Here is a 16,300-nt window from a genome sequence, read left to right as displayed (position 1 = left end):
CCATGCCCGTACGTATCGAAAATCAAACGTGCTATTTCACGGTCAACGACGACGGCCAGGAACAGCGCCTGCCGGCGACCGCGGTGACGGTGAATACGGACATCGCCAAGGCCATGTCCTATGTCGACGTGAACGGTGACAAGGTTTACATCACTGAGCAGCAAGCCGATGCCCTGACAGTGGCCGGTGCCACCGATGGGCGCCGGCATAAGAAAGCCACCGAGCCTGGTTCGGCGATTTAGCTGACCTGTATCAGCCTATGTTCACTATTGCTGTACCGCAGGCGGCCTGGGGTGCAGCAAGTTGTCACAGAGGGTGCCCACCGGCGCATCTGATCCGCTTTTAATCGCCATACCTGAGTCTGTTCTGCAAACAGACCGGCGCTCATAGTTGATTGGCCTGATGGAGGCTGATGAGCGAACGACCATGAGCGAACGAATCCCAACCGTGGAAACCTTTGAGCCCCTGCACCCAAAGAAGGTGAAGGCCAAACCCGGCGACAACTTGATCCATACCCGCAGCTTCACCGGCCTGTTCCGCACCTTGCGCGTGGCGGGTGCGGGCCTGCTGTTCCTGGCGTTTTTCGGCACCGTGTGGCTGAACTGGGGGGGACGCCAGGCCGTGCTGTGGGACTTGGCCGAGAGTAAATTCCACATTTTTGGGGCCACGTTCTGGCCCCAGGATTTCATCCTGCTGTCGGCGCTGCTGATCATCTGCGCGTTCGGCCTGTTTGCGATCACGGTGTTTGCCGGCCGTGTCTGGTGCGGCTACACCTGCCCGCAAAGCTCGTTCACCTGGCTGTTCATGTGGTGCGAGAAAGTCACCGAAGGCGAACGCAACCAACGCATCAAACTGCACGCCGCGCCCTGGAGCCTGAACAAGCTGGCGCGGCGCTCGGCCAAACACATCTTATGGCTGGGCATCAGCGTGCTGACCGGGCTGACGTTCGTCGGCTACTTCACACCGATTCGCCCGCTGGCGGGCGAATTGCTGACCTGGCAGTTGGGCGGCGTCAGCTTGTTTTGGGTGCTGTTTTTTACCGCGGCCACCTACATCAATGCCGGCTGGCTGCGTGAAGCGGTGTGCATGCACATGTGCCCGTATGCGCGGTTCCAGAGCGTGATGTTCGATAAAGACACCCTCACCATCTCCTACGACAGCGCCCGAGGCGAGCGCCGTGGCCCGCGCAAACGTGAAGTGATGCCGTCCGAGGTCGGCCTGGGTGATTGCATCGACTGCCAATTGTGCGTACAGGTGTGCCCCACCGGCATCGACATCCGCGACGGCCTGCAAATGGAATGCATCGGTTGCGCGGCGTGCATCGATGCCTGTGATTCGATCATGGACAAAATGGGCTACGCCCGCGGCCTGGTGAGCTATACCAGCGAGCATCAGTTGCAAGGGGGCAAGACCCAACTGCTGCGACCGCGCCTGATCGGCTACAGTGCCGTGCTGCTGGTGATGATTGCCGCGCTGGTCGTGGCGTTGGTGGAGCGGCCGATGGTGTCGCTGGACGTGACCAAGGACCGGGGTCTGTTCCGGGAGAACGCCCAGGGCCTGATCGAGAACATCTACAGCCTCAAGGTCATCAACAAGACCCAACAACGCCAGGACTACCGCTTGGCGCTGGTGGAGGCCGAGGGGTTCCAACTGCAAGGCAACACCCGGATCAGCCTGGCGCCGGGGGAAATTGTGGATGTGCCGGTGTCGGTGGCGTTGCTGGCGGATACACCGGCGAGCAGTTCGCAGACTCTGCGGTTCAAGGTGACGGATGTGGATGAACCGTGGATCCATACGGCAGCCGAAAGCCGGTTTGTCGCACCGCTGAACCGCTGAAATTTATCTGGAGAAAGGCAGACTCATATGGGAGGGGGCTTGCTCCCGATAGCGGTGGGTCAGCACCGATTCTGCTGACGGTTACACCCTATCGGGAGCAAGCCCACTCCCACACTTTACCCTGTGTACCGACTGAAAAATCTGTTCAAGGCCACTCATGAAACGCTACGAAAAATTCGCCGACGACATCGCAGAACTGATCCGCTCCGGCGTCCTCGGGCCCGGCCAGCGCGTGCCGTCGGTGCGTTATGCCAGCCAGACCTACGGCGTCAGCCCGTCCACGGTGTTCCAGGCGTATTACCTGCTGGAGCGCCGAGGCCTGATCCGTGCGCGGCCGCGTTCCGGCTACTTCGTCAACACCCATGCGCCAAGCCCGTTTTCCGAGCCGGTGGTGAGCGAGCAGGTGCATGAGTCCACCGAGGTGGATGTGAGCGAGTTGGTGTTCTCGGTACTCGACTCGATCAAAGACCCCAACACCGTGCCGTTCGGCTCGGCGTTTCCCAGCCCTATGCTGTTCCCGCTGCCACGCCTGGCCCGCTCCCTGGCCAGCGCGAGCCGTGAAATGGACCCACGGCTGGTGGTCACCGACATGTCGCCCGGCAACCCGCAGCTGCGTCGGCAAATTGCCCTGCGCTATATGGTCGGTGGCCTGATGCTGCCGATGGAAGAACTGCTGATCACCAACGGTGCCCTGGAAGCGCTGAACCTGTGCCTGCAAGCCGTCACCGAACCCGGCGACCTGGTGGCCATCGAAGCCCCGGCGTTCTACGCCTGCCTGCAAGTACTGGAACGCTTGAAGCTCAAGGCGGTGGAGATCCCCGTGCACCCGCGCGACGGCATCGACCTTAACGCCTTGGCACAAACCCTGGAACGCTACCCGATCAAGGCCTGCTGGACCATGACCAGTTTCCAGAACCCCATGGGCGCCACCTTGCCGGAAGCCAAGAAACAGGCATTGGTGGAACTGCTGCGCAGCCATCAGGTACCGCTGATCGAGGACGATGTGTACGCCGAGCTGTATTACGGGCAACAGGCACCCAAGCCGGCCAAGGCCTTTGATACCGAGGGCCTGGTGATGCACTGCGGCTCGTTTGCCAAGAGCCTCGCGCCGGGTTATCGCGTCGGCTGGGTGGCGGCCGGGCGTTACGCGCAAAAGGTCGAGCGCCTGAAGTTGATGACCTCGTTATGCCCCTCGATGCCGGCCCAGGCCGCGATCGCCGACTACCTGCAACATGGCGGCTATGACCGGCACTTGCGCAAACTGCGCTATGCCCTGGAAGAACAACAAAGCGCCATGCTCGCCGCCATCGCCCGGTACTTCCCGGCGCAGACCCGCGTCAGCCAACCGGCCGGCGGCTATTTCCTATGGTTGGAATTGCCGGAACAGACCGACTCGCTGAAGTTATTCCAGATGGCCCTGGCCCAAGGCATCAGCATTGCGCCGGGCCCGATCTTTTCGGCGACCCGGCGCTTTCGCAATTGCATTCGTTTGAACTATGGCAGCCCATGGACCGAGGCGTCGGAGAAGGCGATGGAGACGCTGGGACGGATTGTGCGTTCGTTCTAATGGCCACCGGTGCAGGGCAAAAGCCAGGCGGCATGCCCTTGCACAGCGTTGGCTATCGACTCAACGGCCGCCGCCCAGGTCCAGAAAAGTACCGGTGGCATAAGAAGCCTTGTCCGACAACAACCAGATAATCGCCTCCGCCACTTCATCCGGTCGCCCGCCACGGGCCATGGGGATACCGGACTCCAGTTTGCTGACGCGGTCGGGGTCACCGCTCAGGGCATGGAAGTCGGTAAAGATATAGCCGGGGCGCACCGCATTCACGCGAATGCCCTCGCCCGCGACTTCCTTGGACAAACCGATGGTGAAGGTATCGAGTGCGCCCTTGGAGGCCGCATAGTCGACGTATTCACCCGGCGAACCGAGGCGCGCCGCCACCGAAGACACGTTGACAATGCTACCGCCCTGCCCGCCATGCCTGGGCGACATGCGCAGTACCGCGTGCTTGGCACACAGGATCGGCCCCAGCACGTTGGTCTTCATGATTTTAAGGATGCGGAATTCAGACATCTCATCGACCCGCGATTTGTGGCCCACGGTGCCGGCATTGTTGACCAGTGCCGTGACGCGGCCCAATTCGGCGTCGACACGATGGAACAACGCAATCACTTCATCCTCGATGCTCACATCGGCGCGCACGGCAATCGCCTGGGCGCCAAGCGCACGAACCTGTTCGAGCACACGATGGGCGGCGTCTTCGTCCGATTGGAAGTTGATACAGATGCGATAGCCTTGGCGAGCGGCCAGTAACGCCGTCTCGGCGCCAATCCCCCGACTGCCCCCGGTGATGATGACGACTTTGTCCATGCGTGCGATCTCCTGATTCAACCTGATGTGTATAGGATCGGATCCAAGAATACCCGTCATGTATCGCGTTTGTCAGGCTCCTGCGTCGCTTCGGCGCGCCGAATATCCGCCATGAAGCCTTCGGCCGGCAACGGGTGGCCCAACAGGTAACCTTGCAGCGAGTTACACCCCAGGCGCGTAAGGAAACGCTGCTGCATATCGGTTTCCACCCCCTCGGCAACAATGCGTAGCCCAAGGGCCTGGCCGAGGGCGACGATGGCCGAGACGATTGCCGCGTCGTCGCTGTCGTGCTCCAGGTCACGCACAAAACCACGGTCGATCTTCAGTTCATTGGCCGGCAGGCGCTTGAGGTACATCAGGCTGGAATAACCGGTGCCGAAATCATCGATGGACAGGTCGACGCCCATGTCCGAGAGCTGTTGCAACACCATCATGCTTGCATCGGCATCGCTCATGGCGGTGGTCTCGGTGATCTCCAGCGTCAGGTTGTTGGCCGGTAACCGGTGGCGACCCAAGGCCGTGGCCACGCTGTTGACCAGCTCGGCGTGACAAAACTGCAGCGCCGACAAGTTCACGGCGATGCGCCAGTTTTCATAGCCCTGGGCGTACCACAGGCTCATTTGGCGACAGGCTTCATTGAGCACCCATTCACCGATGGGAATGATCAAACCGGTCTTTTCCGCCAGCTCGATAAATACCGCTGGCAACAACAGGCCTTGCAGCGGGTGCTCCCAACGCAGCAACGCTTCGGCCCCCACCGGGAGACCGCTGACTGCGTCGAACTTGGGTTGGTAGTACAGGCGAAACTGTTGCTGCTCAACCGCCGTGCGCAGGTCCTGCAACAACTGCAATTGCTTGCGCGCGTTAGTGTTCATCGAGACATCGAAGAAGCTGTAGCCGTTTTTGCCCATGCCCTTGGCGTGGTACATCGCGGCGTCGGCGTTCATCAGCAGTTCCTGCGGGCTATTACCGTTGCCCGGGAACATCGCGATGCCGACGCTCGCGGAGATTTTCAACTCATGCTCAGCCACCTGGAACACCCGGTTGATCAACACCACCTGACGCTCGGCAAGACCCAGGGCATCGTCCGGCTGCGTGAGTTGCACCAGCAGCACAAACTCATCACCGCCGATACGGGCCAGTGTGTCGTGGCTGCGCAGGTCTTCGCGCAGGCGCAGGCCGACTTCGCGCAGCAACTGGTCGCCCAAATGGTGACCAAAGGCATCGTTGACCGGTTTGAAGCCGTCCAGGTCGATGAACATCAGCGCAAAGCAACCGCCCTGCTCCTTGACCGCCTGTATGGCCTGTTGAATTCGGTCGGCGAGCAAGGTGCGGTTGGGCAGGCCGGTGAGCATGTCGTGCAGCGCCAAGTGGGTCAGTTCCTGGTTGGCTTGGCTCAGGGAGTCGGCGAGCACTGCGGTGCGGGCCTCCAGGCGTGCGTCGAGCAGCGATGTCAACAAGGCAATGGCGAGCACCGCCAGGGTCGTCACCAGCACCAGGTTATCCAGGCCCTTGCCGGTCAAGCCATCCAGCGCGGCGGCGCAATAGCTTTCATCGGCAAAGCGTGCCGCCGCCATACCGGTGTAATGCATGCCGACGATGGCAAACCCCATCACCACCGCCGCCCCGCCGCGCGCCAGGCGCACATAGGGCGTGTTGCGGCGCAGGTTGAACGCGATCAACAACGCGGCACCCGACGCCACCACCGCGATTAGCAACGAGGCGCCAAACAAGGTGGGGTCGTAGTCGATGCCCGGCGTCATGCGCATCGCGGCCATGCCGGTGTAGTGCATGCTGGCGATGCCGGTGCCCATGATCAAGGCGCCAAGTGCCAACTGCCAGGCCGGCAAGCGTGGCTGGCTGACCAGCCAGAGTGCAAAGCCGCAGGAAATCACCGCGATCAACAACGACAGCGCGGTTATCCCCATGTCAAAGCCCAGGGCAAACGGCAGGCGCAGCGCCAACATGCCGATGAAATGCATGGACCACACGCCAACCCCCATCGCCAACGCGCCGCCGGCCATCCACAGGTAAACGGCACGGCCCGTGGCGGTCGCGATGCGCCCGGCGAGGTCCAGCGCGGTATAGGACGCCAGGATCGCGACGAACAGGGAGATCACGACGAGGGAGGTTGAATAGCTGCCGATAAGCATGGGACTCTCGCGGGCAACGGGCTTGAAAACACCCGTGCCAAGTGGAAAAGCCGCGGATTGTAGCGAGAATAATTCTTCGACAGTTGATTAATTATCAGAGGGCCATCACCGGTGTCTTGACGTCAATCCACTGGCTTCAAAAGCCGCGTGCAGGCGGCTGGACAGGGTCAAGGGAGTCGCTGTCCGCCCCCGCTAATCTTCTTTGGCGCTGACCTGGGTTTGCCCGTCCCAGCCGCCGCCCAATGCGGCGATCAGTTGCACGCTGGCCACCAACCGCGACTGCAGCAAGGTCAATACGGTGCGTTCATTACTCAGCGCGGTCGCCTGCACGGTCACCACATCCAGGTAGGCGATCAACCCGGCCTTGTACTGGTTCTGGGTCAAGCGCAGCGATTCACGCGCCGCTTCCAGCGCTTGGTTGCTGACCACCGCCTCGTCTTCCAGCACCTTGAGCTGCACCATGTAGTTTTCCACTTCGCGAAAGCCATCCAGCACGGTCTGGCGATACTTGGCCACTGTCTCGTCATAGCTGGCAACGGTGCGGTCGACCTCCGCCGACCGCTGGCCGCCGTCGAACAGGGTCATCGCCAGTTTCGGCCCTACCGACCAGAACCGATTCGGCAGGCTGATCCAATCGGCATAGGTGCTGCTGGAATAACCCCCGGCCAGACTCAGGCTCAGGTCCGGGTAATACGCAGCCTTGGCCACGCCAATATTGGCGTTGGCGGCGATCACCGAGCGCTCGGCCGAGGCGATGTCCGGGCGGCGCTCCAGCAGTTGCGACGGCAGGCTCACCGGGATCTGCGGCAACGCCGGAATGTCCTTGCTGACGGCCAGGTTGAAGTTGGCCGGCGCCTCGCCGATCAGCACGGCGATGGCGTTTTCGAGTTGGGCGCGCTGCCAGATCAGGTCGATCAGGCTGGCCTGGGTGGTCTTGAGCTGGGTTTGCGCCTGGGCTACCGCGTCCTTGCCGGAGACACCGGCACGGTACTGGTTTTCGGTCATTTGCAGGGAGCGCTGATAAGTGTCCAGCGTGGCTTGCAACAGACGGGTCTGCTCGTCCATCACCCGCAATTGCAGGTAGCTTTGCACCAGCTCCGACTGCTGGCTCAGGCGCATGGCCGCGAGGTCCGCCGAGCTGGCTTCGGCGCTGGCCTCGTTGGCTTCCAGGCCGCGGCGCAATTTACCCCAGATATCGGCCTCCCAGCTCACACCCAACTGCGCGTTGAGGGTGTCACGGATGCCGCTGCTGGAACTGCTCAAGCTGGCGCTGCTGCTGCCGGTGCCCTGGCTGGCGCGGGTTTTTCCGGCGCTCGGGTCGACGGTGGGGTAGAACGCCCCGCGCGAGCTGCGCACCAATGCCTGGGCCTGGCGAAAACGCGCTTCGGCCTGGGCCACGGTTTGGTTGGCGTTGTTCAGGCGCACCACCAGGTCATTGAGCTGACGGTCGCCGTACAACTCCCACCAGGCGCCACGGGCCAGGGAATCACTCGGCGTGGCCTGGCGCCACCCCTGGGCCTCCTTGAATTGCGCCGGTTCGACAACGTCGGGGCGCTTGTAGTCGGGGCCGACAGCGCAGGCGCTGAGTAACACGCCGCAGAACAGCAGGCTCGCCATGCGAGAACCACGAGACATGGCCAATCGAGCAAAGGTTGAATCGGTCATAGCGCAGTGTCCAGGGCAGCGTCGGTACGCACACCGCGCCAGGCGTTGAAGCGATGGCGCGCGCGGTCGAGATAAAGGTAAACCACCGGGGTGGTGTAAAGCGTCAGGACCTGGCTGAACACCAGGCCACCAATGATAGTCAGGCCGAGGGGGCGACGCATTTCCGCGCCGTCGCCAGCGCCGAGCAGCAAGGGCAAGGCGCCGAGGATGGCCGCCAAGGTGGTCATCAGGATCGGTCGCAACCGCAGCAGGCACGCGCTGCGAATCGACTCCAAGGGGCCGAGGCCGTCATTGCGTTCCAGTTGCAAGGCCAGGTCGATCATCAGGATCGCGTTCTTCTTTACCACGCCGATCAACAGGAACAGGCCCAGCAGGGAGATCAGGCTGAACTCGCCGCCGGTCAGGTAGATGGCAAGCATGGCGCCGACACCGGCCGAAGGCAGGGTCGAAAGGATCGTCAGCGGGTGAATGTAGCTCTCATACAGAATGCCCAACACCAGATACACCGCCACCAGCGCGCCGAGGATCATGAACGGCTGGCCTTTCTGCGTGGCGGCGAAGGCATCGGCGGTGCCGGCCATCTTGGCGATCACGTCTTCGGGCAAGCCGACCTTGGCAATTGCCCGCTCGATGGCGGCGGTGCCCTGCTCTACGGTTACGCCCGGCGCCATGTCGAAGGCGATGTTTTCCGAGGCGAACTGGCCTTCATGGCTGACCCGGTCATCGGCCAGGCTGTTCTCATAGTGGGCAATGGTCGACAACGGCACCCGCGCGCCATCGGCGGTGATGACCTGCATCTGGTTGAGGGTGATCGGGTCCTGGGCGTACCTGGGGTTGACCTCCATCACCACTTGGTACTGATTGAGGCTGTCGTAGATCGTCGAAATCTGCCGCTGGCTGTAGGCGTTGTTGAGCACCGCCGTGACCATGTCCATGTCGATGCCCAGGCGCTTGGCCTGGTCGCGGTCGACAATCAAGGTCACCTGGGCCGCACCGTGACCTTCGCGGGCGTCGATGGCGGTGAGTTCCGGCAGCTCGCGCAGGGCAGCCACCACCTTGGGGTACCACAGGCGCAGCGCGGCCAAGTCACCGCTTTGCAGGATGTAGGAATATTGCGCGCTGGTCTGGTCTCGGCCGCCACCAAATTGCAGGTCCTGGTCGGCCATCAGGAACAGGCGCCCGCCCGGCACCAGTGGCACGTCCTTGCGCAGCCGCTCGATCACCGCCTGGGCCGAGACCTTGCGTTCACTGATGGGTTTGAGGCGTACCAGCATCACCGCATTGTTGGTGCCGTTGTTGCCGCCGATAAAACCGGCCACGCTGAGCACCGCGGGGTCCTTGAGCACAGCCTTGCGAAACGTCTCCATCTTCGGCTGCATCACGCTGAACGACAGGCCATCGTCACCGCGCACAAAGCCGATCAACTGGCCGGTGTCCTGCTGGGGCATAAAGGTCTTGGGCACCACCACGTACAACGCCACGTTCATGCCGATGGTCAGCAACAGGCTGAGCAAGGTCAGGCGCTTATGGCGCAGTACCCAGTCCAGGCTGGTGGCGTAGCCCGCGACCATGCGGTCGTTGATCTTCTGGCTCCAGCGCTGCAAACCGGTCATGCGCCCTTTGACATGGGGCTTGAGCCAACGGGCGCAGAGCATCGGCGTCAAGGTCAGCGAGACGATCAACGACACAATGATCGCGGCCGACAAGGTGATGGAAAATTCGCGGAACAGGCTGGTGACGATGCCGCCCATGAACAGGATGGACAGGAACACCGCCACCAGCGACACGTTCATCGACAACAAGGTGAAGCCGACTTCCTGCGCCCCCAGGTACGCGGCCTTCATCGGCGGCACGCCCTCGTCGATGTGCCGGGAAATGTTCTCCAGCACCACAATGGCATCATCCACCACCAGGCCGGTGGCCAGGATCAGCGCCATCAGCGAGAAGTTGTTCAACGAAAACCCGTACAGGTACATCACGGCAAACGTGCCCACCAGTGACACTGGCACCGCCAGGGTGGGAATCAACGAGGCGCGAAAGTTGCCGAGGAACAGGTAGACCACCAGGACCACCAACCCTACCGCGATCAACAGCGTCATCTCGGCTTCATGCAAGGTCGCGGTGATCACGGGCGAACGGTCCATGGCCAGGCTCAGCTTGACGCTGGACGGCAACACCGCCTGCAACGCCGGCAGCTGGGCCTTGATCTGCCGGACGGTCTCGATGATGTTGGCGCCGGACTGGCGGTTGATCACCAACAGGACCGCCGAATCGTTGTTGAAAAAACCGCTGTTGTAGCGGTCTTCGACACCATCGCTGATCTTCGCCACATCCGACAGGCGCAGGGCCGCGCCATTCTGGTAGCGAATCAGCAACGGCTCGTAGTCCTTGGCTTTTTCCAGCTGGTCGTTGGCCTGGATCTGCCAGTTGCGCTCGCCGTCTTCCAGCGAGCCCTTGGGCCGGCGCTGGTTGGCATTGGCGATGGTGTTGCGCACATCGTCCAGGGCCACGCCGTACTGGTCGAGGGCCTTGGGTTGCAGCTCGATACGCACCGCCGGCAGCGAGCTGCCGCCGATCTGCACCTCGCCGACACCAGGCACCTGGGACAGGCTTTGCGAAAGGATGGTGGAGGCCAGGTCGTAGAGCTGGCCCTTTGGCAACACGTCCGAGGTCAGCGACAGCACCATGATCGGCGCCTGGGACGGGTTGATCTTCTTGTAGGTGGGCATGCTGCGCATGCCGCTGGGCAACAGGCTGCGCGAAGCGTTGATGGCCGCTTGTACTTCCCGCGCCGCGCCGTTGATATCACGGTCGGCGTCGAACGCCAGGATCACTCGGGTGGAGCCCTGGCTCGACGAACTGCTCATGGTGGTGATGCCGGCAATCGAGCCGAAGGAACGCTCCAGCGGCGTGGCCACCGTCGAGGCCATTACCTCAGGGCTCGCTCCCGGTAAATTCGCCGAGACCACGATCACCGGGAAGTCGATCTGCGGCAATGGCGACACCGGCAGCAGGTTGAAGCTGACCCCGCCCAGCAACATGATCGCCAGACTCAACAGCAGCGTGGCGACCGGCCGGCGAATGAAAGGTCCGGACAGGTTCATGACTCAAGCGGCTCCAGGCGTTGCGGCTCTTTGCGCCAGCGGCGGCCAAGGCGATCGAAGTACAGGTAGATCACCGGGGTGGTGAACAGGGTCAACACCTGGCTCACCAGCAGGCCACCGACCATTACCAGGCCCAGGGGCTGACGCAATTCCGCGCCGGAGCCGGTGGCCAGCATCAACGGCACCGCGCCGAACAAGGCCGCCAGGGTGGTCATGAGGATCGGCCGGAAACGCAGCAACGCCGCCTGGTAGATCGCGGTCTGCGGGTCGAGGCCCTGGTTGCGTTCGGCGTCCAGGGCGAAGTCGATCATCATGATCGCGTTCTTTTTCACGATGCCGATCAGCAGGATGATGCCGATGATCGCGATCATGCCCAGGTCATTGCCGCTGAGCAGCAACGCCAGCAGGGCGCCCACCGCCGCCGACGGCAATGTCGACAGAATGGTGATCGGGTGGATATAGCTCTCGTACAGCACACCCAGCACGATATACATGGTGACCACCGCCGCCAGGATCAACAGCAAGGTACTCGACAGCGAGGCTTCGAACGCTTGGGCCGCGCCCTGGAACTGGGTCTGCACGCCCAGCGGCATGCCGATGTCTTTCTGCGCCTGGTTGATCAGTTCCACGCCTTTGCCCAGCGCCACGCCGGGGGCCAGGTTGAACGACATCATCACCGCCGGGAACTGGCCGATATGCGCGACGGCCAACTGCGCCTGGCGTTGCTCGACACGGGCCAGACTCGACAGGCGCACCTGGCCGCCATCGGTGGTTTTCACATGGATCTGGTTCAGGGCCTGGGGCCCAAGGGTTTCGCCGGACTGGGCCTGCAACACCACGCGGTATTGGCTGGCCTGGGTGTAGATCGTCGAGATCTGGCGCTGGCCGAACGCGTCGTACAGCGCATCGGTGATGGTCGACACGCTGACGCCCAGGCGCGAGGCCGCATCGCGGTCGATCACCAGGTACACCTGCAGGCCCTTGTCCTGCAAGTCGCTGGCGACGTCGGTAAGCTCCGGCACCTGGCTCAGGGTGTGCACCAGCTTTTCGCTCCACAGCGCCAGCAGCTCGGCGTCCGGTGACGACATGCTGAACTGGTACTGGGTGCGGCTCACGCGGTCTTCGATGGTCAGGTCCTGCACCGGCTGCATGAACAGGCGGATACCCACCAGCCTGTCGATTTGCGGCTGCAAGCGGGTAATCACCTGGGCCGCGCTCAAGTCGCGCTGGCCGTGGGGCTTGAGGTTGATCAGCAAGCGGCCACTGTTGAGGGTGGCGTTGTCGCCGTCCACGCCGATGTAGGACGACAGGCTCTCCACCGCCGGGTCGGCCAGGATGATTGTGGCCAGTTCCTGCTGGCGCTGGCTCATGGCGGCAAACGAAATCGACTGCGGCGCTTCGGAAATGCCCTGGATCACCCCGGTGTCCTGCACCGGGAAAAACCCCTTGGGCACCACCAGGTACAACACCACCGTAAGGCCCAGGGTGGCGATGGCCACCAGCAGGGTCAGCGGCTGATGCTTGAGCACCCACTGCAACTTGCGCCCATAGGCTTCGATCATCCAGTCGATCCAGGCGCCGCTGGCCTTGTAAAAGCGGCTTTGTTGTTCTTCCTTGGGTTCACGCTTGAGCAACCGCGCGCACATCATCGGCGTCAGCGTCAGGGATACCACCAGGGAAATCAGGATCGCCACCGCCAGGGTGATGGCGAACTCGCGGAACAGACGCCCCACCACATCAGCCATGAACAGCAGCGGGATCAATACCGCGATCAGCGACAGGGTCAGGGAAACCAGGGTAAAGCCGATCTGCTTGGCGCCCTTGAGGGCAGCGGCCAGCGGCGTCTCGCCTTCTTCGATATAGCGGGAGATGTTCTCCAGCATCACGATGGCATCGTCCACCACGAAGCCGGTGGCGATGGTCAAGGCCATCAACGTCAGGTTGTTGATGGAAAACCCGGCCAGGTACATCACGCCAAAGGTGCCCACCAGCGACAGCGGCACGGCAATCGACGGAATGATCGTGGCGCTGACCCGGCGCAGGAACAGGAAAGTGACCATCACCACCAGGGCAATGGCGATCAGCAATTCGTGCTGCACGTCTTTCACCGAGGCGCGGATGGTCTGGGTACGGTCGGTCAGCACGGTGACATCGAGGCCGGCCGGCAGGTTGTCGGTGATGCTCGGCAGCAGCGCCTTGATGCGGTCCACCACCTCGATCACGTTGGCGCCCGGCTGGCGCTGGATATTGAGCAGCACGGCCTGGTTTTCGTTGGCCCAGGCGGCAAGGCGTTCGTTTTCGGCGCCGTCGACGATTTGCGCGACATCCTTGAGGCGCAAAGGCGCGCCGTTGTTGTAGGCGAGGATCAGTTCGGCATATTGCTGGGGCGAGACCAACTGGTCGTTGGCATCGAGCATCGACACCCGGGTGGGGCCGTCGAAGTTGCCCTTGGGCTGGTTGACGTTGGAGGCGGCGATCAGGGTGCGCACATCCGACAGGTTCAAGCCGTTGGCCGCCAGGGCCTCGGGGTTGACCTTGATACGCACGGCCTGGCGCTGGCCACCGGCGATGCTGACCATGCCGACCCCGCTGATCTGGGCAATTTTTTGCGCCATGCGCGTGTCCACCAAGTCATTGAGCTTGGGCAGCAGCATGGTCTTGGAGGTGATGGCCAGGGTCAGCACCGGGGTATCCGCGGGGTTGACCTTGTTGTACACCGGCGGCGCCGGCAAATCCTTGGGCAACAGGTTGGTGGCGGCGTTGATCGCGGCCTGCACCTGTTGCTCGGCGACATCCATGTTGATGTCGAGGTTGAACCGCAGGGTCAACACCGACGCCCCGCCGGAGCTGGTGGACGCCATCTGGGTGAGGCCGGGCATTTGCCCGAACTGGCGCTCAAGAGGTGCGGTGACCGCGCTGGTCATTACGTCGGGGCTGGCGCCGGGGTACAGGGTCATCACCCGGATGGTCGGGTAATCCACCTGGGGCAAGGCCGACACCGGCAACAGGCGGTACGCGATGATCCCGGCCAGCACGATGGCCAGCATGCTCAGCGTGGTGGCGACCGGACGAAGAATAAACAGCCGCGACAGGTTCATGAACCGACCTTTTGCGCCTTGCCGGCGCTGGCGCCGGTCTCCCCTTTAGCGGCGGGCTTGCCTTGCAAGTGTTCGGTCGGGGTAGTCGGGACTTCGCTGCTGTCGTTGACCACTTCGATTTCACTGCCGTCTTTGAGGCGGTCGGTACCTTCGAGTACGACGCGGTCGCCGGCGACCAGGCCTTCCTTGATCACGGTGTTGTCGCCATCGGTGTCGCCGACGACCAGGGGCTGGACCTTGACCTTCTTGTCACCGTCGAGTTTGTAGACAAAGGTGCCGGCGTTGCCGAACTGGATCGCGGCGGACGGCACCAGCACCACGTTGTGCAGGGTGTCGGCCAGCAGATGCACGTTGACGAACTGGTTGGGGAACAGCGCCTGATCCTTGTTATCGAAGCGTGCCTTGAATTTCAGGGTGCCGGTGGTGACGTCGATCTGGTTGTCGAGGCTTTGCAATACGCCAACCGCCTGTTTCTTCACGTCGCCACGGTCCCAGGCTTCGACGGGCAACTTGTTGCCGGCCCGATAACGGGCAAGCACGGTGTCCAGGGTGTTTTCCGGCAGGGTAAAGGCCACGCTGATGGGTTGGGTCTGGGTGATAACGGCAAGGAAGGTGGTGTCGTTGGCCGCCACCAGGTTGCCCACGTCGACCTGACGCAGGCCTACGCGGCCGCTGATGGGCGCGCGGATCCTGGTGAATTCAAGGTTGAGCTTGGCGTCGTCCACGGCGCCCTGGTTGGTCTTGACCGTGCCCTGGTATTGCAAAACCAGTGCTTCGGCGGTGTCCAGGGTTTGCTTGGCGATGCTGTCCTGGGCGTAGAGGCCACGATAGCGCTCGACGTCGACCTGGGCGTTTTTCAGCTGGGCCTGGTTCTGCAACAAGGTGCCCTGGGCCTGGAGCAAGGCGTTCTGGTAGCTGCGCGGGTCGATCTCCGCCAACAGGTCGCCGGCCTTGACCATCTGCCCTTCTTCAAAGGCGATCTTCACCAGCTCGCCGCCCACCCGGCTGCGCACATTGATGGTGTTCAGTGCAGTGACCGTCCCCAACGCCTTGTAGTACACCGCAAACTCGCCGAGTACCGCAGGGGCTACGCGCACGGGCACCGGGCCGGTCGAGCCGCCAAACCCTGGGCGCGCCATGCCGGTCTTGCTGGCATGGCCGGCCGGTGCGTCTTTGTGGGCCGCGCCGCTTGGCCAGAATTTCCAGCACAGGCCGGCGATAACCAGCAGCACAAGCAGGCCGAACAGCCAGCGACGGGAGTTGCGGGGGGAGGATTGCATGGAGTGATCAACCATTGGGCGCGAAAGCTTCTACTTGGGGAGGCTGAAAGATAAGCACTGGAGCGCATTAAGAAAAGCGCCTTTACCGGCTATTTACCTTGGGCTTACAACTTTTAACCGCGGCGGCTTAGTCCACCGGCTATTTCGCTAAGCATTTGAGCTGTAAATGAAAACGGCCTGGACTAGGCCAGGCCGCAATCATGTATCACGCGTGTTACTGCAAAACGACAGTAATGCGCCGAAACAGTTACTTCAGAACAGCCAGGGCCGCTGCGTAGTTCGGCTCTTCGGCGATTTCCTTGACCAACTCGCTGTGCAGCACGTTGTCGTTTTCGTCCAGCACTACAACGGCACGAGCAGTCAGGCCTTTGAGCGCGCCGTCGGCGATCGCCACACCGTAATCAACGGCGAAATCCGAATCACGGAAGTCCGACAGGTTCTTCACGTTTTCCAGGCCTTCGGAGCCGCAGAAACGCGCCTGAGCGAATGGCAGGTCGGTGGAGATGCACAGCACCACGGTGTTTTCCACATCGTTGGCCTGGGCGTTGAACTTGCGCACCGAAGTCGCGCAGGTTGGGGTGTCGACGCTTGGGAAGATGTTCAGCACTTTGCGCTTGCCGGCGAAAGTGGCCAGGGTGGCGTTGGACAGATCGCCGGCGGTCAGGGTGAAGTCTGCAGCTTTGTCGCCGACTTTCGGCAATTGGCCTTCAACCTGGACAGGGTTGCCTTTAAGAGTGACTTGAGCCATGAACGGAATCCTTATGCTGGGTTTTGGTTAAACGAATTCGAG

At 62.3% G+C, this 16,300-nt stretch carries 10 protein-coding genes; 3 read left to right on the top strand and 7 right to left on the bottom strand.

Features of this window, described 5'->3' with window-relative positions; genetic code table 11:
* Positions 1–2 precede the first annotated feature (2 nt).
* The 3 genes from AB4N98_RS25130 to mapR all read left to right on the top strand — a co-directional run bounded on the left by AB4N98_RS25130 (position 3) and on the right by mapR (position 3,403).
* The gene (locus AB4N98_RS25130; protein ID WP_017528473.1) at positions 3–242 is read left to right on the top strand and encodes a DUF3203 family protein; all 240 of its coding nucleotides are present in this window, start codon (positions 3–5) and stop codon (positions 240–242) included.
* A gap of 184 nt (positions 243–426) precedes the next feature.
* Positions 427–1,836: a cytochrome c oxidase accessory protein CcoG gene (ccoG, locus tag AB4N98_RS25125; RefSeq protein WP_068936585.1), complete on the top strand. Its 1,410-nt coding sequence runs from the start codon at positions 427–429 to the stop codon at positions 1,834–1,836.
* Positions 1,837–1,993: 157 nt separating this feature from the next.
* Entirely contained in the window at positions 1,994–3,403 is a 1,410-nt protein-coding gene (gene mapR / locus AB4N98_RS25120) for a GntR family transcriptional regulator MpaR (protein WP_017528474.1), read from the top strand.
* Positions 3,404–3,463: 60 nt separating this feature from the next.
* Here mapR and AB4N98_RS25115 read toward each other — a convergent pair whose 3' ends face one another.
* The 7 genes from AB4N98_RS25115 to tpx all read right to left on the bottom strand — a co-directional run bounded on the left by AB4N98_RS25115 (position 3,464) and on the right by tpx (position 16,258).
* Positions 3,464–4,210 carry an SDR family oxidoreductase gene (locus tag AB4N98_RS25115; RefSeq protein ID WP_065878936.1) on the bottom strand — a complete coding sequence of 249 codons (747 nt, stop codon included), beginning with the start codon at positions 4,208–4,210 and terminating at the stop codon, positions 3,464–3,466.
* A gap of 56 nt (positions 4,211–4,266) precedes the next feature.
* Complete coding sequence (locus tag AB4N98_RS25110) at positions 4,267–6,363, bottom strand: putative bifunctional diguanylate cyclase/phosphodiesterase (RefSeq protein ID WP_017528476.1); 2,097 nt, start codon at positions 6,361–6,363, stop codon at positions 4,267–4,269.
* Between the two features lie 192 nt (positions 6,364–6,555).
* A complete protein-coding gene (locus AB4N98_RS25105) occupies positions 6,556–8,028 on the bottom strand; it encodes an efflux transporter outer membrane subunit (protein WP_460148969.1) in 1,473 nt (490 codons plus the stop codon).
* Entirely contained in the window at positions 8,025–11,132 is a 3,108-nt protein-coding gene (locus AB4N98_RS25100) for an efflux RND transporter permease subunit (protein WP_017528478.1), read from the bottom strand. The genes AB4N98_RS25105 and AB4N98_RS25100 overlap by 4 nt, the downstream gene beginning before the upstream one ends.
* Positions 11,129–14,230 (bottom strand): MdtB/MuxB family multidrug efflux RND transporter permease subunit, encoded by a 3,102-nt coding sequence (locus AB4N98_RS25095; RefSeq protein WP_017528479.1) that lies wholly within the window; start codon positions 14,228–14,230, stop codon positions 11,129–11,131. Before AB4N98_RS25095 ends, AB4N98_RS25100 begins: the two co-directional genes overlap by 4 nt.
* On the bottom strand, positions 14,227–15,525 hold the full coding sequence (locus AB4N98_RS25090) for an MdtA/MuxA family multidrug efflux RND transporter periplasmic adaptor subunit (RefSeq protein ID WP_065878934.1): 1,299 nt from the start codon (positions 15,523–15,525) through the stop codon (positions 14,227–14,229). The genes AB4N98_RS25095 and AB4N98_RS25090 overlap by 4 nt, the downstream gene beginning before the upstream one ends.
* A gap of 232 nt (positions 15,526–15,757) precedes the next feature.
* The gene (gene tpx / locus AB4N98_RS25085; protein WP_065878933.1) at positions 15,758–16,258 is read right to left on the bottom strand and encodes a thiol peroxidase; all 501 of its coding nucleotides are present in this window, start codon (positions 16,256–16,258) and stop codon (positions 15,758–15,760) included.
* Positions 16,259–16,300 lie beyond the last annotated feature (42 nt).

Source organism: Pseudomonas sp. S3_E10, assembly GCF_054667615.1.
This window is presented reverse-complemented; position numbering and strand designations above follow the sequence as displayed.